Consider the following 23,605-nt stretch of genomic DNA (forward strand, 5'->3'; position numbering starts at 1 on the left):
GCCGTTTTCTTTTGGTGTTTCTCCTAAAATATATAACTTTAGCATCGATAAGGGCAAGTGTATCGCAACACATGCCATGACTAAGAACATTACTAACAACTTAAATCTTTTTGATATGAGAGTATATCAAACAAATGAAATCAAGAACATCGCGCTGCTTGGCAGTGCGGGTAGCGGCAAGACCACGCTTGCCGAGAGTATGCTTTTTGAAGCTGGAATCATCAAACGTCGTGGTACAGTGGAAGCCAAGAATACGGTGAGCGACTACTTCCCCGTAGAGCAGGAGTATGGCTACTCTGTATTCCCCACAGTATTCCATGTAGAGTGGAACAACAAGAAACTGAATATTATCGACTGCCCCGGTTCCGATGACTTCGTGGGTGGCGCCATTACTGCCCTCAACGTTACTGATCAGGCCGTGATTCTCATCAATGGCCAGTATGGTCCTGAGGTGGGTACACAGAATAACTTCCGTTATACCGAGAAGCTCAAGAAGCCCGTTATCTTCCTTGTCAACCAGTTGGATTCAGACAAGTGCGACTTCGACAACATCATCAACAGCATGCATGAAATCTATGGCAGCAAGTGCGTACAGATACAGTACCCCTTGTCTACCGGTCCTGGTTTCAATGCGCTTATCGACGTGCTCCTGATGAAGAAGTACAGCTGGAAGCCCGAGGGTGGTGCGCCTATCATCGAGGACATTCCTGCCGAGGAGATGGACAAGGCTCTGGAGCTGCACAAGGCTCTGGTCGAGGCTGCTGCCGAGAACGACGAGTCTCTGATGGAGAAGTTCTTCGAAGAGGAAACCCTCACCGAGGACGAGCTGCGTGAAGGTATCCGCAAGGGTCTGGTAACCCGCTCTATCTTCCCTGTATTCTGCGTATGTGCAGGCAAGGACATGGGCGTTCGCCGACTGATGGAATTCTTGGGCAATGTAGTTCCCTTCGTAAGCGAGATGCCTAAGATGCACAATACCCGTGGTGAAGAGGTTGAGGCCAACGCCGCTGGACCAGAGAGTCTGTATTTCTTCAAGACCGGTATGGAACCCCATATCGGTGAAGTGTCTTACTTCAAGGTTATGAGTGGTTCGGTTAAGCCTGGTGACGACCTTACCAATGCCGACCGTGGTTCCAAGGAGCGTCTGGGTACCATCTATGCCTGCGCCGGTGCCAACCGTATCGCTGTAGACCGTCTCGAGGCTGGCGACATCGGCTGTACCGTGAAGCTCAAGGATGTCAAGACCGGCAACACGCTCAACGGCAAGGACTGTGAGTGGCGTTTCGACTTCATCAAGTATCCCAACTCCAAGTATTCGCGTGCTATCCGCACTACCAATGCCCAGGATATGGAGAAACTCATGGTCGCCCTGCTCAAGATGCGTCAGGAAGACCCCACATGGGTGGTAGAGCAGAGCAAGGAACTGCGCCAGACCATCGTTCACGGTCAGGGAGAGTTCCATCTGCGTACGCTGAAGTGGCGTCTGGAAAACAACGAGAAGCTGAGTGTAGTCTTCGATGAGCCCCGCGTGCCTTACCGTGAGACCATCACCAAGAAAGCCAAGGCCGAGTATCGTCATAAGAAGCAGAGTGGTGGTGCCGGACAGTTTGGCGAGGTTCACCTCATCGTCGAGCCTTATGCCGAGGGTATGCCCGATCCTACCGTGTTCAACTTCGGTGGTCAGGAGTTCAAGATGAACATCAAGAGCCGTCAGGAAGTTGATTTGGAGTGGGGCGGCAAGCTCGTATTCCTCAACTCGGTTGTTGGCGGTGCCATCGATACTCGTTTCATGCCCGCTATCCTCAAGGGTATTATGGACTGCATGGAGCGCGGACCTCTTACTGGTAGCTACGCCCGTGATGTACGCGTAATCGTTTATGATGGCAAGATGCACCCAGTTGACTCCAATGAAATCTCATTCACCCTGGCTGCCCGCCACGCTTTCTCTGATGCGTTCAAGAATGCCGGTCCTAAGATTCTGGAGCCTATCTATGACCTCGAGGTTTATGTACCGTCAGACTATATGGGCGATGTGATGAGCGACCTGCAGGGACGTCGTGCCCTCATCATGGGTATGGACTCAGAGGCTGGTTACCAGAAACTCCAGGCCAAGATTCCATTGAAGGAGCTCGCCAACTACTCTATTTCTCTGAGTAGCCTTACTGGCGGACGTGCCTCGTTTACCACCAAGTTCGCCAGCTACGAACTCGTGCCCAATGATGTTCAGTCCAAGCTGATTGCCGAGCATGAGGCAGAGCAGAAAGACGATGACGAATAACAGAGTATAAAATCCGAAAATGATGGAGGGAATGGGTAAAGCCATATCCCTCCTTTTTTTTATCCTATCCGTCATCACGATAATTACAAATGCGTAAGTAATCTGTGTGTTTATAGTTAATAATGTTAAACTCTGTGTAAATAATTAACCTTTTAATGTTAACGTTTTAAGTATTTACGTATATTTGCATTATGAAAAAGAAAACAATATGGACCATAGCAGTCATCATGGGCGTCAGCTTCCTGATTCTGCTTTTCCTACAGCTCAAGTATATCCAGGAGATGGTGGATATGAAGAAAGAGCAGTTTGACGAGAGTGTCAACCGTTCTCTCTATCAGGCCTCGCGCAATTTGGAGCTTAACGAGACCCTGCGTTATCTTGAGAAAGACGTCAACGAGACTGAGCGTAAGGCCTTCAAGAAGGACTCTGTGGGCACGCGCTCCGGCCATCCCGACGCTACAGTGCAGCAGTCGCATCAGTATGCTGCCGTGGGCAAGGACGGCACTATCTACACCTCGTTCGAGCTCAAGACCATATCATCCAATCCTGCCACCAAGCCCAAGGGAATGATTCTCGAAAACGACAAGGGCAGCATCTCCGAGGCTTCGAGGTCGTTGCAGGAGATTGTCAAGAACCGCTACGTCTATCAGAAGGCGCTGCTCGACGAGGTGGTGGTGTCTATACTCTACTCGGCATCAGACAAACCGCTGAAGGAGCGCATCAACTTCAAGCTGCTCGACCAGGACCTCAAGGCAGAGTTGATGAACAATGGCGTCAACATTGGCTACCATTTCACCGTGTCTACCCAGGACGGTCGCGAGGTCTATCGTTGTCCCGACTATTCCGACGAGGGAGAAGAGTACACCTACACCCAGATACTCTTCCGCAACGACCCGGTCAGCAAGATGGGAGTTGTCAAGCTGCACTTCCCCGATATGAACAGCTACATCTACTCGTCTATCCGCTTCATGATTCCCAGTGTGATCTTCACCGTGGTGCTGCTCATCACCTTTATCTTCACGATAGTCACGATATTCCGCTCGAAGAGATTGTCTGAGATTAAGAATGACTTCATCAACAATATGACCCACGAGCTCAAGACGCCTATCGCCAGCATTTCGCTTGCGGCGCAGATGATGAACGACCAGAGTGTCACCAAGAGCGAGACCATGATGAAGCATCTGTCGGGAGTGGTGCAGGACGAGTCCAAGCGCCTGCGCTTCCTCGTGGAGAAGGTACTGCAGATGAGTATGTTCGACCGCAAGAAGGCTGTGTTCAAGAAGAAGCACCTCGACCTCAACGAGATGGTCGAGAACATGGCCAACTCGTTTACCCTGCGCGTAGAGCATACCGGCGGAAAAATCTACACCGAGATTGAGGCTGTCGACTCTGCCATCTATGTCGACGAGGTTCATTTCCAGAACGCCCTCTTCAATCTGATGGACAACGCCGTGAAGTATGGCAAGCCCGAGAAGCCGCTCAATATCTATCTGCGCACCTGGAACGACGATACCCATCTCTGCTTCTCCGTGCGAGATACCGGCATCGGCATCAAGAAGGAAAACCTGAAGAAGGTGTTTGAGAAGTTCTACCGCGTGCATACCGGCAACGTGCACGATGTCAAGGGCTTCGGTCTGGGACTTGCCTATGTCAAGAAGATTATCGACCTGCATAGCGGCACCATCAAGGTAGAAAGTGAAGTGGGCAAGGGTACCACCTTTACCATCAAGTTGCCAAAGATAGAAGATTAATCAATCACAATTATCAATAGAAACAATATCAATAATCATTTAAACAATACAACTATGGACGAGAAGTTGAAAATTTTGCTTTGCGAAGACGATGAGAATTTGGGAATGTTGCTCCGTGAGTATCTACAGGCCAAAGGTTATCAGGCAGTTCTCTGCCAGGATGGTGAGGTCGGCTACAGAGAGTTTGCCAAGGGCAAGTTCGACATCGCCGTTCTCGACGTGATGATGCCCAAAAAAGACGGATTCACCCTGGCCCAGGAGATTCGTCAGGCCAACACCGAGATTCCTATCATCTTCCTTACCGCCCGTGCCCTCAAGGACGATATCCTCGAAGGTTTCAAGATTGGTGCCGACGATTATATCACCAAGCCATTCTCTATGGAGGAGCTCGTGCTGCGTATTGAGGCCATCCTGCGTCGTGTCCATGGCAAGAAGGCCAAGGATGCTACCGTATTCCGTATCGGCCGCTTCGTGTTCGATGCCCAGAAGCAGTTGCTCACCATCGGCGAGAAGCAGACCAAACTCACCACCAAGGAGAACGAGCTCCTGGCTCTGCTCTGCGCCCACTCCAACGAGATTCTGCAGCGCGACTTTGCCCTCAAGACCATCTGGATTGACGACAACTACTTCAATGCCCGCTCGATGGACGTGTATATCACCAAGCTGCGTAAGCATCTGAAAGACGATGACCAGATTGAGATTATCAACATCCACGGCAAGGGCTACAAGCTCATCGTTCCCGATGCCGATTAAGGCTTGACGCGTAATACATAGAAAAAGGTTCTTCTGCTTGCCATTGGCAAAGACAGAAGAACCTTTTTTCGTATCTTTATGAGTCATGCTGGGCGTCACGTCTGCCGTGTTCCGCCCGCTTTCCTACAGGTGTGTGGTCTTGTTGACCAGATAGCAGTCGAGTATCACCATGGCAGCCATAGCTTCCACCACTGGTACGGCGCGTGGCAGCACGCATGGGTCGTGTCGACCTTTGACCTCCAGCTGCGTAGCATTGCCGTCTGTGTCTATTGTGGCTTGCGGTCTGAGCAGTGTTGCCACAGGCTTGAACGCCACACGGAAACAGATGTCTTCGCCATTGCTTATGCCGCCCTGTATGCCTCCGCTGTGGTTGGTAAGCGTCACGTGGCTGCCATCGGGGTCAAAGAGGTCGTTCACCTCGCTGCCTCTGTGTGAGGCCATGTCAAAGCCGTCGCCATATTCAAAACCTTTGACGGCATTGATACTCAGCATCGCACTGCCCAGTTGGGCGTGCAGTTTGCCGAACTCTGGTTCGCCCAGCCCGGTAGGACATCCCTCGACCACACAGGTGATGACGCCGCCGATGGTGTCGCCGTCGCTCTTCACCTGCATGATGAGCTCTTCCATCTGTGCCGCTTTGTCGGCATCCGGACATCTCACGTCGTTGTCGTCAGTGCGTCTGAGGTCGTATCGGTGATAGTCGCGGTCCAGCGCTATCCCTCCTACCTGCGAGGTATATGCCGTGATGCTCACCCCTATCTGCTTGAGCGCCAGCATAGCCAGCGCGCCACCCACACAGCGGCTTATCGTGACCCGTGCCGACGAGCGTCCGCCCCCACGATGGTCGCGTATGCCATACTTATTATAATAGGTATAGTCGGCATGCGAGGGTCTGAACACACGGCGCATATTGTCATAGTCATGCGAGTGCTGGTTGGTATTGCGCACGATGAATCCGATGGGCGCACCGGTCGATTTGCCCTCAAATACACCACTGAGTATTTCTACCCGGTCGCTCTCGTTGCGCTGCGTCGTAAGCCGGCTTTGACCCGGACGACGACGGTCCAACTGGTGTTGCACGAAGTCCATGTCGATGTCTATCCCAGCCGGAAAACCGTCGATGACACCGCCTATCGCTTCACCATGGCTCTCGCCGAAGGTGGTGAGGCGCAGTATGTTTCCTATTGTGTTGCTCATGTTGTGGGTGGTTTTGTTGCCTATTGGCCTATTAGTGGTTGTGGTGTCCGCCTCCGCAGTGGCCTTCGCCTCCGCAGTGACCTTCGCCGCCACAGTGACCCTCACCGTCGCAGTGGCCGTCGCCGCAACCGCCGTCACCACAGTGACCGCCGCAGCCGCCTCCGCAGTGTCCGCCACATCCGCCTTCACCGCTCAGCATGCGTGCCATCTGCTCTATCTCGGCATTGGTGGCAGGACGCGACTCGTGGATGGTACCCTTGAAGTTGAGCGTCATACCAGCCAGTGGGTGGTTGAGGTCTATGCGCACCTTGTCGCTGCCGATGCTTACCACGCGTCCGAGGAAACGGTTGCCGTCCTCGTTCTGCAGCGGGACGATGGCTTCGGGGTAGATGTTCTTGCTGTCAAACTTGCCGTCGACGCTGAATATCTGCTTGTCCAGTTCCACTACGCGTGTGTCTACATGTTCGCCATAAGCTCTGTCGGGAGAGAGCACGAAGTCGAAGTCGGCACCCTCTGCCAGACCCACGAGATTGCTTTCAAAGTCCTCGAGAGTGGTTCCGAAACCGCTGAGAAACACAAATGGTTTGTCTTTAGCTGTCTCTTCTATCAGTTCCTGCTTGTTGTCGGTGATATCATAGAGCTTGTAGGCCACGCTGATATACTTGTAATCCTTTTGTTCCATTATTATTTAAGTATTATTGTTTGCTGTTCATGCAAAGGTACTAAAAAAACAGGGGTTACGGGTCTTTCTCCTTGATTTTTTTGACTTTGGCTTGCGTGGCTCGTTTATTTTCATTTATTTTGCAATATGAAGCGAACCGTATTTATGTTTTTGCTATGGGTCATGGTGACGGCTGTCTATGCCCAGCGCCCCGATTATACCAAGATGTCGGCCATGGTGCGCTCGTTGGCCATAGCCAGAGAGTCGGCGCCTGCCAGGGTGTTGGGCGTAGATGCCTCTCAGGCCTCATGGCTCTGCGCCTTTGTCGAGATCGATGGCGATGGAGCCGCTGTGCTCGACTCCTGTGGCGGCGAGTCGCTTGCCCGCTTTGGCAACATCCACATCGCCCGCATCCCCGTGGGTAGCATCGCGCGGCTGTCTTCGCTTCCTAAGGTCAAGCGCATCGAGGCCAACCGTTCCCACCGCGCCACCCTCGATACGATGGCGGTCATACTCCGTGCCGACAAGGCCTACCGTGCCGAGTCCTTGCCCCAGGCTTTTACCGGCAAAGGCGTAGTGGTAGGTGTCCAGGACATAGGCTTCGACTATACCCATCCCACCTTCCTCGATACCCTCAGCCACCGCTGCCGCATCAGTTCGGTGTGGGACATGCTCGCTGCCGACGACGGGACTATGCCCGTGGGCGCCACCTATCATGGCGCCGATGTGCTGGCTTGCCGGCATTCGGCCGATGGCAACGACCAGACCCACGGCACCCACACCACGGGCATCGCTGCCGGCAATGGCTACCGCTCGGCCTACCGCGGTGTGGCCTACGAGAGCGACATCTGCCTTGTGGCCAACGCCACGGGCGACAATGCCTCGATGATACCTCCCGAGCGGCTCAATCTCTACACCTATGCCCTTGATGCGCTCGGGTTCAAGTATCTCTTCGACTATGCTGCCGAGCGCGACATGCCCTGTGTGGCGTCCTTCAGCGAAGGCTCGGGCCAGGACTTCCGTGGCGACGACCGTCTCTATTACCAGGTGCTCGATTCGCTCGTTGGCCCTGGTCGTATACTCGTGGCTTCGGCGGGTAACGACGGCCTGGTCAAGACCTACTTCCACAAACCGGCGTCGCTGCAGAGCGAGGGGTCGTTCTTGCGGTCAGAGGGCGACCGTGTGTCGTTCATGGTTCGTGGCAACCGGAGTTTCGAGGTGCGCCTGGTGTCCTACGGCGACACGCGCGACACGCTGCTCATCTCCTCGCGCCAGGTGACTGCCGACACGCTGCGCCTCGAGCAGTGGTGCGGCATGAGCGTCATGGCATGCGCCTATCCGTCGGCCTACGAGGCTGCCGACACGGTGATGGATGTCTCTCTACGCCAGACCGACGGGCGCCTGCTGTCGGTCGAGATTGTGGGCGAGGGCACCGACGCCAGTTTCTACAAGAGCCGTGGCACCCTCATCACCAATCCCGCCAACCCCAGCCTCGCTGCCGGCGAGTATAGCCATAGCATCGGTTCGCCCGCCAGTTCGCCGGCAGCCATCTGCGTGGGCTCTACCGCCTATCGCCAGGACATTTACACCTACCTCGGCGCCCATCGCGTCTACGACATGGGGCACGACGGCGAGCGCACCCGCACCTCGTCGATAGGCCCCACGGTCGACGAGCGCATCAAGCCCGATGTGATGGCTCCCGGCACCAACATCGTCTCCTCGTACAGCAGCTACTATCTCGAGCATCATCCCTCGGCGTGGGATATCGTCAACTCAGACAAGGAACACTTTGACTTTGACGGCCGTACTTATGCCTGGAACTACAATTCGGGCACGTCTATGTCTACCCCCGCTGCCGCTGGCGCCATCGCCCTGTGGCTCCAGGCTTGCCCTACGCTTACCCCCGACCAGGTGCGCGAGCTCATTGCCGCCACCTCCCGTCGCCACGACCCGTCGCTCGACTATCCCAACAACTATTATGGCTATGGCGAGATTGATGTCTATGCCGGATTGCTGCACCTGCTCGGATTTACAGCCATCCCCGATGTGTCGCAGCGTCAGGCCCAGGGCGTGTCGATACGGCCCGTGGGCGATGGGGTAGAGTTGAGGTTCGACTCTGCTCCCAGCCACACCTTTGTGGTCAATGTCTATGGGGTCGACGGCCGCCGTGTGGCTTCCCATAGACTCGCGCCCAGTGGCTGCAGCTATCACATCTCGCTGGCTGGCGCTCCACGTGGCGTCTATGCCGTCCAGGTCAATACCGGCTCTCGGGCTACGACGGGTTCCCAGCTCATCAGACACTAAATCATCATTTGTGGGTATTGCACATAGCGTCAGAAAGCAGTACCTTTGCAACTGGATGAAAGTTTGATCGTAACCACTTAGATCATGATGTTTTGTATAATTGTAGAGAGGAGAGGCGTGACAGTGGTCATGCACTCTCCTCTAATCTTTTTCCCCCTTTCTCCCGTCGTCCCATTCTTGCCCGTGGCCGTAGAATAATTGGTTTCAGACTTTGCAACCATCGTTTCCTGCCCTGCAATCATTGTTTCCAACCTCGCAATACTTAATTCACGCCCCGCCTTCAACCTCTCTGCCATCATTGCGGTTTTGCGGTTTTGTGGCGTGTGGCGTAGCGCGCGCTTGTTTGCGCCAGCTTGCCATACCAGCCCCGAGGGCGCATGTGGGAGCCAAAAAAGTGGCATTTTGTTTGGCATATTCGTTCTAAATGGTTACTTTTGCGCCAGTATAAGAAAGGAATTTTATGAAACAGCTTAAAGTGATGCTGCTGGTATGGGTTGTGGCCCTCTTGGCAGCATGCGGCACCACGCGCACGGTGCCCATTACCGGTCGCAAGCAGAGTCTGATGGTGTCCAATCAGGAGATAATGAGCCTGAGCAACAAGGAGTACAGCCAGTACATGCAGTCGGCCAAGAAATCGACCAATGCCGCCAATACCGAGATGGTAGTAAGGGTAGGCAAGAAACTGGCTACTGCCGTAGAAAACTACTTGAGAAACAACGGTATGGCTGCCGAAGTGAGTGAATATAGCTGGGAGTTCAACCTGGTGCAGGACAAGAGCGCCAACGCGTTCTGTCTGCCTGGTGGCAAGATAGTGGTCTTCGAGGGACTGCTGCCCTACACCAAAAACGAGAATGGACTTGCCATCGTGCTGGGTCACGAGATAGCCCACGCCGTGGGCAAGCACAGTGCCGAGCAAATCTCCAAGCAGATTAAGCAGCAGTATGGCACCCAGCTGCTCAGCAGCGTGCTCAATGCTGCCACCGGCACCAATGTGGGCAGTTATGCCGCCGTGCTGGCTCAGCAGGGTCTGAAGCTGCGCAATCTGAAGTACAGCCGCGACCATGAGACCGAGGCCGACCACATGGGACTTATCTTTGCGGCTATGGCCGGCTACAACCCGCAGGAAGCCATCACGTTCTGGCAGCGCATGTCGGCCGGCAAAGGCAATCAGGACGATTTCCTGTCAGACCACCCTTCCGACGCAAAGCGTATAGCCGCGCTGCAGCGCGATATGCCCGAGGCGCTCAGATACTATGAGGCCAGCAAGCCCAAGACTCTGAGAATCTCTACGTCGACCACGACAAAGACCACCACCACTACCAAGCACAGGAAGTAATACACATTATTAATATATAATAACGACAAGACTATGTTGGAAATTAATTCTTATGAAGAGTTTGCCGCTCACTTGGGCGAGGAAATTGGTACCTCTGAGTGGCTTACCGTCGACCAGGACCGCATCAATCAGTTTGCCGATGCCACCCTCGACCACCAGTGGATACATGTAGATGTAGAGCGCGCCAAGACCGAGAGCCCCTACAAGAGCACCATCGTGCATGGTTATCTTACCCTCTCGCTGTTGCCCTACTTCTGGAACCAGATCATCAAGGTCAACAACCTGAAGATGCTCGTCAACTATGGCATGGACAAGATGCGTTTCGGTCAGGCTGTGCCCGTGGGCAGCCGTCTGCGTATGGTGACCAAGCTGCACGAGATAGCCAACCTGCGCGGTATCTGCAAGGCCAGCATCGCCTTCAAGATTGAAATCGAAGGCCAGCGCAAGCCCGCACTTGAGGGCATCGCCACCTTCCTCTACTACTTCAACTGATAACGAAGCGGCAGTCAACAGGAGTTCCCCATCCGTCATCACGAGCGGAAGGGGAACTCTTTTGGGTTCAATAAGTCGTGTGAATTGGTTGTTTATTACTTTTTTGGGTCTTCTCATGTCGATTTTCGGGAAAACTGTTTGCAGCCATTCACTTTTTTTATATCTTTGCTATCTCGACCAATAACAACAGTATAAATCTAAAATAAGACGTAACAATGAAAAAGCTGGTTTTAATGTTCGCAGCCGCACTGCTGGCAGTTTCAGTATCGGCTCAGACAGTCTCGGAAAGCAAGTCTTCTGATAATTTCTATCTCGGTGTCAACGGTGGAGTCATCACCGCCACCCATCCATCGACCATGGGGGCAGCCAACCATTGCTGGCTTCGTGATATCACTCCCAATGCCGGTCTGCGCTTGGGCCGCTGGTTTACTCCCGTATTCGGTTTGGCTCTTGAGGGCAATGCCTATTTCAAGAACCTGCATCATGGCAATCTCCAGGGTACCCTCGTCAACAGCATGAACACCTCGCTGCTGGCTACCATCAATCTGAGCAATTGGGCTGGTGGCTACAAGGGTGAGCCTCGCTGCTTTGAGCTTATCCCGGTAATGGGTCTGGGATGGGGACACACCTTCGGTTCGCCCACCAAGGACTGGAAAGCCGACGTGCTGACCTCCAAACTTGGTGTGGACTTCGCCTTCAACTTCGGAGCTAACAAGGAATGGCAGTTCTATGTTGAGCCCTCTATCAACTGGGCTCTCAACGGCAATGGCTACCAGGGCGTGGCTTACAATGTCAACAAGTCTGGCTTCCAGCTCAATGTAGGCTTCAACTACAAGTTCAGAAACTCCAATGGTACCCACAACTTCGCTCTTGCCCAGCTGCGCGACCAGGCCGAGGTCGATGCACTCAATGCTCAGATTAACGATCTGCGTGGCGAACTTGCCAAGAAACCTAAGGAGGTGGTCAAGGAAGTGGTGAAAACACAGGAAGTACAGGTGGGCAACCTCGTGTTTGTGACCTTCGCACAGGGCAAGCAGAACCTCACCGATGAGGCCAAGGAAGCCCTCAATACCATAGCTGAAGGCAAGCACGTGCAGGTAGTAGGTACTGCTTCGCCCGAGGGTTCCAAGGCGTTCAACAAGAGACTCTCTCAGGGTCGTGCCGATGTCGTGGCCGACTATCTCAGAGCCCGCGGCGTCATCGTCGACGAGGCTACCGGAAAGGGTGTGCAGGGAGTTGCCTCCAATCGCCTGGCTATCGTATATATCAAGTGACAGTTTGACTGCGCCGACAATAAAAAAGTCTCTGGTATCGTTGGGTACCAGAGATTTTTTCGTTAATTTTGTTGCGTAAAACGTATGAATATGGAACAGACCAAAATAGCAAAATATAAGTTCTTGGCAGAGCCTTTCCACTGTGATTACTCCAATCATCTCTTCATGGGACACCTGGGTAATCATCTGCTCAATGCTGCCGATTTCCATTCCACCGAGCGTGGCTTTGGTATGAATTATCTTATGCCGCGCCACAAGACATGGGTGCTGTCGCGACTGGTGATAGAGATGGACGAGATGCCTTCCTCGTATGACGACTTCTATGTAGAGACTTGGGTCGAGAGTGCCATGCGCTACTTCACTTCGCGCAATTATGCCATCTCTGCCGCCGACGGTCACATGCTTGGCTACGGTCGCAGCGTGTGGGCGATGATAGATACACAGAGCCGTCAGCCCACCGACATCTTCAGCATCCACGATGGTGCCATCAACAACTATATAGACAAAGACTATCCCTGTCCTATCGCCAGCCCGTCGCGGGTAAAGATGGGTGATGAGGCTGTGAAGGTGATGGAACTCAAGACACGCTATAATGATGTCGACATCAATGGCCATATCAACAGCGTCAAGTATATCGAACATGTGCTCGACCTGTTTCCCGTCGATTGGTACAAGTCTCATTTCCTGAAGCGCTTTGAGATAGCCTATGTGGCTGAAGCCCATGGCGGAGATGTCCTGACTTTCTATCAGGAGCAAACTGCCGACGGCGCTTACTGCATACGCATCACCAAGCGCGCCGACGATGATGCCACAGAGACCGAGGTGGCTCGCGGCAAGGCTGTGTTTATAGAAAAATAATGAGGGGAGTCAATCCTTGTTGAGGCAGATTTGACAGCCGTTGACAAGGATTATCTCTTCAGACACCAGTTCGGATAAAACCTGTTCGAACTGTTTTTTAGGAATCTGCAGATCACGCAGAATAGTAATGTGATGGGGCTCTCCGTCGGCCAGTTGTTGCAGGATAAGCTCGCGAGCTGTCTTCTCCTGTTGCTTGGTGACGCGTCCGTAGTGGTCTGCACACACATCGCAACGGTGACAATCGTTCTTGTTTTCTTCCCCGAAATATGCCATAAGCTGCCGGCTGCGGCAAGTCTCATCGTTCTCGATATAGGCTATCATTGCCTCGATACGCTCGATGTAATTCTCCTTTCTTTCCTCGTATACCTCTCTGGGCAGGACCACCTGCTCTGGGTCTACGCGGTCGGTAAGGTAGGTGATGTAGGGCATCTTGCGCTGTGGGATGAAGTGTACGATATGCCGCTGCGAGAGCATCTTGAGTATGGTGTAGACCTGCTCGTGCTCGAGTCCGCTCTGCAGGGCTATCAGCGACAGGTCGATATAGGCATAGTCGGTGAAGAGTCCGCCGTAGCAGCGCAGCAGCGCCGTGATGACCTTCTCTTCCATGGGCGTGCCCTCGTGCAGACGGTATAGCTCGTCGCGATGAAGCAGAAACATGATGCGGGCACGGGCGTCGGGGTCGGTCTCGTAGATGATGTAGCCGGCGCGCTGCAGGATGCGCAGGGCGGCATCGGTCTGGATGGGGTAGTGGTGGTAGATGTGGCAGAACTTGTCTATCTCGAAGGCACCGGTAAATCCCTTGCCGCTCTCTACGCCTATCTGGAAGTAATAGGCCAGATGCTCGTAGACACTGCTTATGAACTCCTTCTCAGGGAAATTGTCGGCGATGCGCTTCTTCAGCTTCACCTTGTCGCTCGTGTCGTAGAGCAGCACAGCATAGGCACGCTGGCCGTCGCGTCCGGCACGTCCGGCTTCCTGGAAGTAGGCTTCGATGGAGTCGGGACAGTCGTAGTGGATGACCAGACGCACATCGGGCTTGTCGATGCCCATGCCAAAGGCGTTGGTAGCCACTATCACCCGCCGTTCGTCGTCCTGCCATTGCTGTTGGTTGCGGTCCTTGATGGCGGGGTCGAGTCCGGCATGGAAGTGGTTGGCACTGATGCCTGCGTCGGTGAGCATCTTGGCTATCTCCTTGGTGCGCTTGCGGCTGCGCACATAGACGATGGCACAGCCCTGCACGGCTCTGAGGATATGCAGCAGCTCGTGGTCTTTGTCGGTGGTGTTGCGCACGATGTAGCCCAAGTTCTTGCGCTCAAAGCTCATGCTGAACACGTTGTGTTCCTTGAACCCCAACTTGTCTTGGATGTCTATCACCACCTTGGGCGTGGCGGTGGCAGTGAGCGCGAGGATAGGTACATTGGGCTTGATGCTGCGTATGTCGGTAATACGCAGGTAACTGGGACGGAAGTCATAGCCCCATTGGCTGATGCAATGGGCTTCGTCGACGGTGATAAAACTAACGTTGATGTGCTTTAACTTGGTAAGAAAAAGCTCGGAAGAAAGACGCTCGGGCGATACGTAGAGTATCTTGGTAGAACCGAAGATGCAGTTCTCGAGTGTCACGATGATTTCCTGTCTGGACATGCCCGAGAAGATGGCGGCCGAACTGATGCCACGCTTCTGCAGGTGCATCACCTGGTCCTTCATCAGGGATATAAGTGGGGTGATGACGATACAGACTCCATCCTGGGCCAAGGCAGGCACCTGGAAGGTGATGGACTTGCCGCCACCGGTGGGCATCAGGCCCAAGGTATCTTTGCCCGAGCCGATGCTTTCGATGATGGACTCCTGTATTCCTCTAAAAGATGTATAGCCCCAGTATTCTCTCAGTATGTCGTCATACCTTTTCATCCTCTGCAGGGCGTATGTCTTCTATCTGTAACTGGATGGCGTTGTGCTTGAAGACATTGTCCTCAAGCGTATAAGCGATGTCAAAGCTGCGCTTTGACTTGATGTAACGTGCCGATGCGCTCTGGCCGAAAGCTATGCCTTTGACCACATTGCTCGACTTGGAGTCGACCAGCTCGAGCTTGATATGTTCCTGCTCGCGGCCCACGACCTTGCTGGTGCCATAGTCGTAGACATTGAGGGTGCAGAAGAGGGGCTTGGGGTTGCCTGGGCCAAAGGGTGAGAATTTCTTCAGGTCGTTGTGCAGGCGCTTGGTGATATCCTTGAAGTCGATGACTGAGTCTATCTTCAGGTTGGCTTCGGTCTGCTCGGGCAGGATGTGGTCGTCTACATACTGCTGGAACGCCATGCGGAATTCCTTGATGCGGTCCCATTTCAGCGTAAGGCCCGTGGCATAGGTGTGGCCACCGAAGTTGACCAGCAGATGGCGGCAACTCTTGATGGCAGAATAGATGTCAAAGCCGGTGACGCTACGGGCAGAGCCGGTGGCATAGTCGCCGTCGCGGGTAAGCACCACGGTGGGGCGGAAGTAGATTTCCGTAAGTCGTGAGGCAACGATGCCGATGACGCCTTTCTTCCAGTTCTCGTCGTAGAGCACGATGCTCGACTGGTGCTTCTGGTTCTCCAAGCGGGCCACAATCTGGTTGGCTTCCTCGGTCATCTGCTTGTCTATATCCTTACGTTGCTCGTTGTATTCGTTGATGTGCTTGGCCATACGCAGAGCCATGCCAAGGTCTTTTTCCACAAGCAAGTCCACACTTTCGCGGCCGTTCTCCATGCGTCCAGAGGCGTTGATACGCGGACCAATCTTGAAGATGATATCGCTCATCGACAGCTCGCGGTTGTTGAGTCCGCAGATATCGATGATGGCTTTGAGTCCTACGCTTGGGTTCTGGTTGAGCTGCTTCAGACCGTGGAAGGCGAGGATGCGGTTCTCGTCGACTACGGGCACGATGTCGGCAGCGATGCTTACGGCACAGAGGTCGAGTAGGGGGATGAGGCGTGAGAAGGGGATGCCGTTGTTCTTGGCAAAGGCTTGCATAAACTTGAAGCCTACGCCGCATCCACACAGGTCTTTGAAGGGATAGGGGTCGTCCTCACGCTTGGGGTTGAGGATGGCCACGGCATCGGGCAGCTTCTCGTCGGGCACATGATGGTCGCAGATGATGAAGTCGATACCTTGCTCTTTGGCATAGGCTATCTCGTCGATGGCTTTGATGCCACAGTCGAGGATGATAATGAGCTTCACGCCCTGCTCCTTGGCATAGTCTATACCTTTCTTGCTTACGCCATAGCCTTCGTCATAGCGGTCGGGGATATAGTATTCGATGTTGGAATAAAACTGCAACAGAAACTTATAGACCAACGCTACGGCTGTACACCCATCTACGTCGTAATCGCCATACACCAGTATGCGCTCCTTGCGGCCCATGGCATCGTTGAGCCTGTCTACGGCGATGTCCATGTCCTTCATCAGGAACGGATTGATGAGGTCGGCAAGCTGGGGGCGGAAGAATCGCTTGGCTGCCGACTCGGTGGTAATGCCACGCCTAATCAGCAGCAGGGTGAGAATGGGGCTCATGTTGAGCTTCTCACCCAATTCCTTAGCAGCCTGTTCCTCTTCGGGTGTAGGATACTTGTAATTCCACTTAAAGTGCATTATATCGTTCTTTTATTATCAATAGAATGGGGGCCAAGTCTGGTATAGACCTTATTTGAGCCCAAAGTTACAAAATAAATACAAAAAAACGGCAGTTTCTCATCTAAAAATTTATGAGAAGCTGCCGTTTATGTATTTATGCGCTATGGTTCTTAGATGCCCATTTTCTTACGTATATCCTTGGGGATGGCATTCTTGTTGACCATAAAGTCCATGGTGTTGGCCACGATGTAGTTCTTGGTCATGTACCAGATACCCTTGTATTCGCCGGACTCGCCCCATGAGTTCTTTACCATATAGTATTCCTTGCCGTTCTGGTCCTTGGCGATACCGAAGATGAGCATACCGTGGTCGTCGGTCAGCTCCCAGTTGTCAAAACGCTGCTGGCGCTGCTCCTGTGTAGGCACAAGCTCGGGCACGTTTACACCGAGAGAGTCGATGAGGTTGGTCTTCTTGGCCTTGGGCAGCTTGAGCCAGTGTGCCATATCGCTGCCTGCGAGGCTTTCCATCTTCTTGGTGTCATAGAAGTAAGCCAGACCCTGACGGGTGAAGCCCTCTTCCGATACGTCACCACCCCATGCTACGGTGTAGCCGTTCATGATGGCGTTTTCGATGATGCGGGCCATGTCGTCGATAGGCACGTTCCATGACTGTGGGTTGCGCCAGTTGTCCTGCACCTCAACGGCAAACTGTGTCCAGAAGGGGTGGTGGGTATAGCTGGTTACGGTCACGTAGTTGTTCCAGTCGAGACCCAGACTGGCAGCAAAAGTCTTGGGAGTATAGTTCTTGCCTTCATAAGTGAAGTTCTCAGGACACTTGCCGAGGTAGGCATCGAGGATGCCCTGCAGACCCACCTTCCACTGGTTTGACAGTTTCTTGCTGTTGCTGGTGGCAATAGCCTTGACATAGGGAGACAGCACGGTGAAGAACTCGTTGAAGTTGTTCAGTGAGTCGCCATACAGACTGCCGGGGAAAGGCATGATGCCCTGGGGGATGATGCCATAGTTCTGGATGCAGTACAAGGGGTCGTAAGCCGAACCGCCCTGAGCAAACTGGCAGTCACCATGCAGACGTACTACCTGGATGGCACGGTCCATATAGGTCTTGTTGGTCACGAAGCTCTCTTCCAGGTCATAGACCTTGCCGGTAGCCTTGAGGATTTCGGCCTCAAAGTAACTCAGGGTAGAGTAGTTCCAGCACGTACCCGAACGGTTCTGGTCCTTGATACTTGTAATCTTATTCTCCTTGACCACAGTGAATACGGGCTTGTTGGGATTTACCTTCTCAGCCTTCTTCTCCTGTGCGTTCGCGCCCAAGGCCACCATAGCCATGAGCGCCATCATCATGATTTTTTTCATTTCTCGTTGTTTTATGATTCTGTTGATTATTGTTTGTTTTCAGCCATATATGCTTCTACATCCTTGGGATGATAGGGGATGCGCTCGTTGCCCAAGAAGCGGGCTCCGTCGGCAGTGATGAGCAGGTCGTCTTCGATGCGGATGCCACCAAAGTCCTTGTAGGTCTCCAGCTTGTCAAAGCAGAGGAAGTCCTTGCAGTGTCCCTTGGCGCGCCATTCGTCGATGAGGGCGGGGATGAAGTAGATGCCAGGCTCGTCGGTCACTACAAATCCTTCCTGCAGACGGCGTCCCATGCGCAGACAGTTGGTGCCAAACTGCTCGAGGTTGGGGCGGGTCTCCTCGTCAAATCCTACGTTCACCTGGTCCAGGTTCTCCATGTCGTGTACATCCATACCCATCATGTGGCCCAGTCCGTGGGGCAGGAACATGGCGTGGGCACCCTGGCGCACAGCCTCTTCGGTGTCGCCCTTGGCAAGCCCCAGTTCCTTCAGACGGTCAAAGATGAGGCGGCATACGGAGAAGTGTACGTCGGCATACTTCACACCGGGGCGTGCCACCTCGAGGGCATGGTCGTGGGCTGCTTCTACGATAGAGTATATCTCCAGCTGTCGCTGGCTGAACTTGCCATTCACGGGGTAGGTGCGGGTGTGGTCAGAGCAGTAGTTGTTGATGGTCTCGGCACCGGCATCACAGAGCACGAGGCGTCCGCTTTCCAGCTCAGCCATCGAGGGGTTGCCGTGCATAATCTCGCCGTGTTGCGAGAAGATGGTGGGGAAGCTGACCATGGCGCCATACGAGTGGGCGATGCCGTCCACCTGACCGCCGATATACTTCTCGGTCAGTCCCGGACGAGTCAGTCTCATGGCGGTGGTGTGCATCTTATAGCCTATCACCGAGGCGCGCTCCAGCTCTTCTATCTCCTGCTGTTCCTTGGTAGAACGCATCTTCACCACAGCCTTAATCAGCTCCATCGATGCCGATTCCTTCTGCTGGTTGGGATGTATGCCTATCAGATCAAACAGCTGCAACTTGATATCATATCTGTAGGGAGGCAGGAAATGGATGGGGCGCTTCTGGCTCAGTGCAGCGTTGCAGATGGTCTTGAGCTCTTTCATCGGAGCCCAGTGTTCCACGCCCACCTGTGAAGCCATGTCGGCCACAGTGTCTACAGAGCCATACCACACGATGTCCTCTATGTCAATGTCGTTGCCTATCAGCGTTTCCTTGTCTTCGTCCAGGTCTATCACGCCCACCAGGCCGTCGCGCTGCTGACCGAAATAGTATAAGAATGTGGAGTCTTGACGGAAGGGGTAATACCCGTTGTTGGGGAAGTTGGCTGGCGAGTCGTTGTTACCAAACAGGATGATGATACCACTCTTGACCAAGCGCTTCAGCTCAGCCCTACGACGGATATATGTTTCTTTGCTAAACATTGTATTATGTGTTATTTGTTGTCCTATAATCCATATCATTCAGGCGGCTATCCGCCTATGAATTACAAAGTTAATGATAATGCGCAACGTAGCCAAACAAAAACGGGGAAAAATCACTTTTGCTATATATATAATAAGGTATATGGGGGAAACCACCAACAGACGCGCCTCCCCGCAAGCAGCAGCAACTCCTACAGAGTTGCCAAAGATGCGTACCTACAGCAAGTTATAATGTCCTAACCCACAGCAAGATAGGACTCCCGCCCCTTGGGGAGGGCTTGGGGAGGGGCTTCTCCCCGCAAGCAGCAGCAACTCTGACGGAGTTGCGTTTCTCCAGCCCAGGGTTGCGGGCATAGCGCGCTACCCTGGGTAAGCACCCCCACTAATATAGCTACTCTGTAAGAGTTGCGCTTAGCCGAAGGCGTTACTTGTCGTGAATATACCATCACAAATAACAAAAAGCCGCCGTTGGCGGTAAAAAAAGTCCGGCTTGCGCCAGTAGAAAAAGTGATTACCTTATTTCTTGTCGATATATAACACCTCTTCTTCCTTGCTCTCTTCGGTGAACCACTACAAGCAACTGTTTTTTTTACCGCCAATGGCGGACTTTTTGAACGGCCAACGGCCGCTTTTTTTACCATGGCTTTTTGTGTTTATATCATTAGCTTATTAAATCCAAATCAGCCTGATGACCGTTTTGTGTTTATACATCCCGCTTTCTACCCATTCAAGGAAAAGCCTTTTGTGCAAATCATCACAAACGGCTTTTACCTCCATATTGGATCGTCCTTCCAATTTCCGATAAAACCAAGCCTTTGATAAGGAATGTTCTGATTGGCACTTATCAGATCAAGAATCTTATTTTTTATTTTATTTCCGGGGCAGACAGCATTGCAGAGATACAGCATTGCCACGATGAAGCCGTATGGCCTGTTCTTCTGATTTTCTGTCAATGGTGAGTTTAGCCATTTGCCACGTAAGCCTCTTGGATTGGTTACTTTCTTTCCAAACGTTCTGTTCCATAGTCTGGAATGGTGTGCCACAATGTTACGCATCAGAGAAATCGCCTCAAGCCAACCTGTAAGGTCTTTTGCTGAGTAAAGTCCAAAATCGTTGGCTATTGCGGAACGCTGCGGAAGCTGCGATTTAAGGTTTTTACACATCTTGGAAAGAGTACCGAATGTTGCCACCTCTATTATCCTCCACGCATCCGGATTGTCACCGTCAAAAGACTCCTCGTCCCAGTTGGGATGACTGTCTATATATTCTTTGGCAAAAGGCTCCGTACTTCTTCCAAATTCATATTTTAAGTCGTAAACGAAATCTTCATGGTAATCACTGTTCTCAAAAAGGGAGGAGTCCAAATACCATAATCCATTACCTGCGGCTTGTGACATATGGTTAATCACCTTTGAACGCAATGCCACTTCTATTATTTCTATTGCGTCAAAAAGGATGAGGCGCAGCTGATGGTCGAAATCATACCGCCGGATAACATCACTAAAGGTGGTTCCTTCAATGAAATCTCCATCTGTATCTGCATCCAGTAAGTCTCTCCAATAATATTTCAGACGGAAATAGCTGATACGCGAGAAACACTCCTTGGCCTTACGCTCTTCATCATCTGAGAAATTCATGCCCTTGTCACGAAGCAAGCGTATCTGTTCTTCTATATTATGCGGTTTCTGATTTACCATACCTGTTTTATAAAAAAAGTGACCCGCCTGCAGGTCTCCGGGATGCAGACGGGTTCTGTTATCTTTGATTCGGTATAAACCGAGAATCTTCTTTTTCGGGTGTAAAGTTAGCAATAAAGTCTCAAACAACCAAACTTTTTTCAAGGAAAATATGAAGTTAAAGGAATGAAGGTAGCCAACCGATAAGCCCATCCCCATTCCTGCTCAAGGGGCGGGAGTTCCTTCACCGCTGAGTTTTAGGGCATCACAAAGAAGCTACAAAAAGATTTGCGCCTTTTCAGGGCTTCGCCCTTTGCGTCTGTGCGTGTCGTGTAATATCTCGAGAGCGAGCTCTCGGATATTCCCCGCCACCCCCATCCGCGCCTGCCTGATGGCAGGCTGAAAAGTCACAAATGACAAAAAGTCCGCCGTTGGCGGTAAAAAAAGTCCGGCTAACGCCGGTACAAAAAATGATTACCATATTTTCTATCGGCAGGTGTCAAAAAGATGGAATGTTGACTTCACGGCTGATGGCGTTCCGCAGTCTGCATAGTCTTGTTGGAAAGCTATCGAACCACGACCTTTTCCTTTAAGCCTCATTTCTATATTGTTTACAGTGCTTTGGCTTGATGTTTGTGCCATATTTTTGAAACCTTTTTATTATATTTTTGGTTCTTGTTCGTCTGCAATGATATGGTATTTTCTTCTAAACACCAACATTATTATTGATTATCCGTTTTTGAAAGGCATTTTTGGCAAACTCGCAATAGGTCAGTCTATCAATTTCACCAATTCATGTAGGAGTTGTGTTTAGCCGTAGGCGTTACCCGTAGCAAGTTATAATACACTAACCCACAGCAAGACGCCCCTTGGGGAAGACCTGGGGAGGGGCTTATGCAATGGGAAAGAGGCCAAACAGGAATGTTTTTAGATACAATCCTTGCAGAAAATCTCAAAAAGGTGTATAAACCGATAGGGTAAAAATCTCAAAAAGGTGCGAATAATGTTATTATGAAAAGAAGGATATATTAACACCACCTTGATTGAAAGGAGTTTTGCACCGGTGACCAAATGGGCTGCGTCACTATTGTTTGAGCCCTCCCTATGTTCTCCCCAAAGGAAATGATGTTAATGTCTAATGCCCTCACCCACAGCAAGATAGAACTCCAGGTTCTTGGGGATGGCTGGGGAGGGGCTTCTGGTTGTACACCCCGCAAGCAGCAGCAACTCTGACGGAGTTGCGTTTCCCCAGCCCAGGGTTGCGGGCGAAGCACGCTACCCTGGGTAAGCGACCCCACTAATATAGCAACTCTGTAGGAGTTGCGTTTAGCCGTAGGCGTTATTCTCAGTTGGATTTTATCACAATAAATAAGCAGAAAAAACTCGCTGCGGTAACGCCTTTGGCTAAGCGCAACACTTACAGCGTTGCTATCATTTTTTCTCACGGCACCCAGGGTAGAGGCGCTCCACGCCTCAACCCTGGGCTATGTAATCGCAACTCCTACAGAGTTGCCAAGGGCTCGTACCATCCACTACAAACTCCATCTCGAATTTCACCCAGGTAGTTGGGATGATGATGACGTCTCTTGTAGAGAGGTTTATGGCTTGTCCATGGAAGAGATGTCCGCAAGCAGCAACTCCTACAAAGTTGCCAAGGGCGCGTACCATCCACTACAAACTCCATCTCGAATTTCACCCAGGTAGTTGGGATGATGATGACGTCTCTTGTAGAGAGGTTTATGGCTTGTCCATGGAAGAGATGTCCGCAAGCAGCAACTCCTACAGAGTTGCCAAGGGTGCGTACCATCCACTACAAACTCCATTTCAATGCTCTCCCCAAGCAGGAATGTGTTAATCCCAAATCGGTCATTAGGATTTCTCTGTGTCGTACGGCAAAGAGAAATCCTTTAATTTTTCCCATATAGATAAGAATGATTGTCGTGTTTTTAGTGATCTAGCCAAATATAGGATGTGCTTGTCTTTTGTTTTTCCCAGATAGGCTGGCGTCGATATCAACTCGTATCGGATAGTCTTCAGAAATTTCTTCTTGTTGGAATTGATCAGCGCATGTCTGAACAACGACATAAAGTTATATGCCATAACAATGAAATTCCCACATGCCTCTGTTGCCCAGAAGTTATTTGTGACAAAGTCATCGATGGAGAAATCATTCTTCAATTCTTTTATCCTATTCTCAGAATCCGCTCTTCCGCGATATGAGTCATATACAATCTTGGCCGGCAGGTCAAGGTCTGTTACAAAGCAGCTGTATCGGTATTTTCCGAAATCCTGCTCATCCTCAAAAAGCTCCAGTTGCTTGATTTGCTTTCCTGCAGCTTTGGGGCGCTTGTCTATTTCTTGCCTGACCATCACAATGCGTCTAGGCTTCTCCCAACCGTTTGCCTGATAGATGGTTTCGGATATTTCCAATCCGTCTGTTAGCTCTATCCATTTGCGTTCATGGGTGAGACTGTACTTTATACGATTGTTGAAACGGCAGGCAATGATATAGTGTAACCCTTTCATTTCCAGATAGTCAAGTATTTCCTTCGCAAAGAAACCGCTATCCATGCGGACCAGCCCGACACGTTTGCCCTCAAGTTTTG

Annotated in this window: 17 protein-coding genes; 8 read left to right on the forward strand and 9 right to left on the reverse strand. The window is 51.9% G+C overall.

Annotation, left to right across the window (positions count from 1 at the left end):
• The first annotated feature begins 115 nt into the window (after positions 1 to 115).
• The 3 genes from CIK87_RS05005 to CIK87_RS05015 all read left to right on the forward strand — a co-directional run bounded on the left by CIK87_RS05005 (position 116) and on the right by CIK87_RS05015 (position 4,782).
• Positions 116 to 2,278: a translation factor GTPase family protein gene (locus tag CIK87_RS05005; protein WP_094386011.1), complete on the forward strand. Its 2,163-nt coding sequence runs from the start codon at positions 116 to 118 to the stop codon at positions 2,276 to 2,278.
• A gap of 191 nt (positions 2,279 to 2,469) precedes the next feature.
• Positions 2,470 to 4,029, forward strand: coding sequence for a sensor histidine kinase KdpD (locus CIK87_RS05010; protein ID WP_022310731.1), 1,560 nt, complete (start codon positions 2,470 to 2,472; stop codon positions 4,027 to 4,029).
• A 54-nt stretch (positions 4,030 to 4,083) separates the two neighbouring features.
• A complete protein-coding gene (locus CIK87_RS05015; RefSeq protein ID WP_022310730.1) occupies positions 4,084 to 4,782 on the forward strand; it encodes a response regulator transcription factor in 699 nt (232 codons plus the stop codon).
• 123 nt (positions 4,783 to 4,905) lie between these two features.
• Here the strand turns inward: CIK87_RS05015 and aroC are convergent, their stop codons facing one another.
• Positions 4,906 to 5,979, reverse strand: a complete 1,074-nt coding sequence (gene aroC, locus CIK87_RS05020; RefSeq protein WP_094386013.1) for a chorismate synthase — start codon at positions 5,977 to 5,979, stop codon at positions 4,906 to 4,908.
• Between the two features lie 31 nt (positions 5,980 to 6,010).
• Positions 6,011 to 6,661: a peptidylprolyl isomerase gene (locus tag CIK87_RS05025; RefSeq protein WP_022310728.1), complete on the reverse strand. Its 651-nt coding sequence runs from the start codon at positions 6,659 to 6,661 to the stop codon at positions 6,011 to 6,013.
• A gap of 126 nt (positions 6,662 to 6,787) precedes the next feature.
• On the opposite strand from CIK87_RS05025, the gene CIK87_RS05030 reads away from it, so the two are divergent.
• A complete protein-coding gene (locus tag CIK87_RS05030; RefSeq protein ID WP_094386015.1) occupies positions 6,788 to 8,944 on the forward strand; it encodes a S8 family serine peptidase in 2,157 nt (718 codons plus the stop codon).
• 77 nt (positions 8,945 to 9,021) lie between these two features.
• Here CIK87_RS05030 and CIK87_RS05035 read toward each other — a convergent pair whose 3' ends face one another.
• Positions 9,022 to 9,243 carry a hypothetical protein gene (locus tag CIK87_RS05035; RefSeq protein WP_144008113.1) on the reverse strand — a complete coding sequence of 74 codons (222 nt, stop codon included), beginning with the start codon at positions 9,241 to 9,243 and terminating at the stop codon, positions 9,022 to 9,024.
• Positions 9,244 to 9,404: 161 nt separating this feature from the next.
• Between CIK87_RS05035 and CIK87_RS05040 the strand changes: the two genes are divergently transcribed.
• The 4 genes from CIK87_RS05040 (at position 9,405) to CIK87_RS05055 (ending at position 12,904) form a co-directional block, all read left to right on the forward strand.
• The gene (locus CIK87_RS05040; RefSeq protein ID WP_094386019.1) at positions 9,405 to 10,280 is read left to right on the forward strand and encodes a M48 family metallopeptidase; all 876 of its coding nucleotides are present in this window, start codon (positions 9,405 to 9,407) and stop codon (positions 10,278 to 10,280) included.
• Between the two features lie 33 nt (positions 10,281 to 10,313).
• On the forward strand, positions 10,314 to 10,772 hold the full coding sequence (locus CIK87_RS05045) for a MaoC family dehydratase (RefSeq protein WP_094386021.1): 459 nt from the start codon (positions 10,314 to 10,316) through the stop codon (positions 10,770 to 10,772).
• A gap of 215 nt (positions 10,773 to 10,987) precedes the next feature.
• Positions 10,988 to 12,046 (forward strand): OmpA family protein, encoded by a 1,059-nt coding sequence (locus tag CIK87_RS05050; protein WP_094386023.1) that lies wholly within the window; start codon positions 10,988 to 10,990, stop codon positions 12,044 to 12,046.
• Between the two features lie 90 nt (positions 12,047 to 12,136).
• Positions 12,137 to 12,904 carry an acyl-[acyl-carrier-protein] thioesterase gene (locus tag CIK87_RS05055; protein WP_094386050.1) on the forward strand — a complete coding sequence of 256 codons (768 nt, stop codon included), beginning with the start codon at positions 12,137 to 12,139 and terminating at the stop codon, positions 12,902 to 12,904.
• A 9-nt stretch (positions 12,905 to 12,913) separates the two neighbouring features.
• Here CIK87_RS05055 and CIK87_RS05060 read toward each other — a convergent pair whose 3' ends face one another.
• The 6 genes from CIK87_RS05060 to CIK87_RS05085 all read right to left on the reverse strand — a co-directional run.
• Positions 12,914 to 14,815: an ATP-dependent DNA helicase RecQ gene (locus CIK87_RS05060; protein ID WP_094386025.1), complete on the reverse strand. Its 1,902-nt coding sequence runs from the start codon at positions 14,813 to 14,815 to the stop codon at positions 12,914 to 12,916.
• Positions 14,802 to 16,532: a single-stranded-DNA-specific exonuclease RecJ gene (gene recJ, locus CIK87_RS05065; RefSeq protein WP_022310721.1), complete on the reverse strand. Its 1,731-nt coding sequence runs from the start codon at positions 16,530 to 16,532 to the stop codon at positions 14,802 to 14,804. Before recJ ends, CIK87_RS05060 begins: the two co-directional genes overlap by 14 nt.
• A 152-nt stretch (positions 16,533 to 16,684) precedes the next feature.
• A complete protein-coding gene (locus CIK87_RS05070; RefSeq protein WP_094386027.1) occupies positions 16,685 to 17,890 on the reverse strand; it encodes an aminopeptidase C in 1,206 nt (401 codons plus the stop codon).
• 26 nt (positions 17,891 to 17,916) lie between these two features.
• A complete protein-coding gene (locus CIK87_RS05075) occupies positions 17,917 to 19,323 on the reverse strand; it encodes an aminopeptidase P family protein (protein WP_094386029.1) in 1,407 nt (468 codons plus the stop codon).
• Between the two features lie 767 nt (positions 19,324 to 20,090).
• A complete protein-coding gene (locus CIK87_RS05080) occupies positions 20,091 to 21,212 on the reverse strand; it encodes an Abi family protein (protein WP_371327107.1) in 1,122 nt (373 codons plus the stop codon).
• A gap of 1,656 nt (positions 21,213 to 22,868) precedes the next feature.
• On the reverse strand, positions 22,869 to 23,605 hold a 737-nt coding region (locus tag CIK87_RS05085; RefSeq protein WP_144008070.1), incomplete at its 5' end, for a transposase.

Source organism: Prevotella sp. P5-64 (genome assembly GCF_002251285.1).
GTDB lineage: Bacteria > Bacteroidota > Bacteroidia > Bacteroidales > Bacteroidaceae > Prevotella.

Excerpts from the sequence above, each read along its gene's own strand:
- CIK87_RS05005 (WP_094386011.1), top strand. The coding sequence starts at position 116 with ATGAGAGTATATCAAACAAATGAAATCAAGAACATCGCGCTGCTTGGC.
- CIK87_RS05010 (WP_022310731.1), top strand. The coding sequence starts at position 2,470 with ATGAAAAAGAAAACAATATGGACCATAGCAGTCATCATGGGCGTCAGC.
- CIK87_RS05015 (WP_022310730.1), top strand. The coding sequence starts at position 4,084 with ATGGACGAGAAGTTGAAAATTTTGCTTTGCGAAGACGATGAGAATTTG.
- aroC (WP_094386013.1), bottom strand. The coding sequence starts at position 5,979 with ATGAGCAACACAATAGGAAACATACTGCGCCTCACCACCTTCGGCGAG.
- CIK87_RS05025 (WP_022310728.1), bottom strand. The coding sequence starts at position 6,661 with ATGGAACAAAAGGATTACAAGTATATCAGCGTGGCCTACAAGCTCTAT.
- CIK87_RS05030 (WP_094386015.1), top strand. The coding sequence starts at position 6,788 with ATGAAGCGAACCGTATTTATGTTTTTGCTATGGGTCATGGTGACGGCT.
- CIK87_RS05035 (WP_144008113.1), bottom strand. The coding sequence starts at position 9,243 with ATGATGGCAGAGAGGTTGAAGGCGGGGCGTGAATTAAGTATTGCGAGG.
- CIK87_RS05040 (WP_094386019.1), top strand. The coding sequence starts at position 9,405 with ATGAAACAGCTTAAAGTGATGCTGCTGGTATGGGTTGTGGCCCTCTTG.
- CIK87_RS05045 (WP_094386021.1), top strand. The coding sequence starts at position 10,314 with ATGTTGGAAATTAATTCTTATGAAGAGTTTGCCGCTCACTTGGGCGAG.
- CIK87_RS05050 (WP_094386023.1), top strand. The coding sequence starts at position 10,988 with ATGAAAAAGCTGGTTTTAATGTTCGCAGCCGCACTGCTGGCAGTTTCA.
- CIK87_RS05055 (WP_094386050.1), top strand. The coding sequence starts at position 12,137 with ATGGAACAGACCAAAATAGCAAAATATAAGTTCTTGGCAGAGCCTTTC.
- CIK87_RS05060 (WP_094386025.1), bottom strand. The coding sequence starts at position 14,815 with ATGAAAAGGTATGACGACATACTGAGAGAATACTGGGGCTATACATCT.
- recJ (WP_022310721.1), bottom strand. The coding sequence starts at position 16,532 with ATGCACTTTAAGTGGAATTACAAGTATCCTACACCCGAAGAGGAACAG.
- CIK87_RS05070 (WP_094386027.1), bottom strand. The coding sequence starts at position 17,890 with ATGAAAAAAATCATGATGATGGCGCTCATGGCTATGGTGGCCTTGGGC.
- CIK87_RS05075 (WP_094386029.1), bottom strand. The coding sequence starts at position 19,323 with ATGTTTAGCAAAGAAACATATATCCGTCGTAGGGCTGAGCTGAAGCGC.
- CIK87_RS05080 (WP_371327107.1), bottom strand. The coding sequence starts at position 21,212 with ATGGGCTTATCGGTTGGCTACCTTCATTCCTTTAACTTCATATTTTCC.